Here is a 530-nt window from a genome sequence, read left to right on the forward strand (position 1 = left end):
TCTATAAAAGATAATAAAAAACTACGTGGAAAGACCGCATTTTATATAAAAATATACGTTAAGTTGATGGATGTGTGACGCTACCCCTAGACGTGTTAAAGAGATAAGGACTGACATACTACAACTTAGTCAAAGAGAATTTGCTGAAGCTTTAGGGATGCAGAGTCGATCTGCAGTTTCAATGTGGGAAAATGAAGAAAGTACAAAATGCCCATCTAAAAAGATGAGCTTAGAAATTGCAAAACTTGCTAATGTATCTGTTTCTTATGTGTTAGGCGAATCGGATGAAAAGAATCCTGATGTCGCTGCGAAAGATGAATGGGAAAAACTTATGATGCAAGTTAAAACGAAATCACCTGAGAAGCAAAAAGAACTTTTAGATCTTATTACTAACTTAGTTAAAATATCTGGCGATTGATAGCTTTAGTTGCTACCAATCGCTTTTTTTATTTCTGGGGTCCCGCCAACCAAATGACATAAAACCCACGTTAAGACATTTTTTGGAATTCAAATCCTTGATTTAGGTACGC

At 35.5% G+C, this 530-nt stretch carries 1 protein-coding gene; it reads left to right on the top strand.

Going from position 1 to position 530, the window contains the following annotated elements:
- Positions 1 to 70 precede the first annotated feature (70 nt).
- Positions 71 to 418, top strand: a complete 348-nt coding sequence (locus tag PDQ33_RS29020; protein ID WP_270757147.1) for a helix-turn-helix domain-containing protein — start codon at positions 71 to 73, stop codon at positions 416 to 418.
- Positions 419 to 530 lie beyond the last annotated feature (112 nt).

Origin of the sequence: Bacillus cereus group sp. Bc031, from assembly GCF_027716265.1 — a bacterium.
GTDB classification, from domain to species: Bacteria; Bacillota; Bacilli; order Bacillales; family Bacillaceae_G; genus Bacillus_A; species Bacillus_A paranthracis.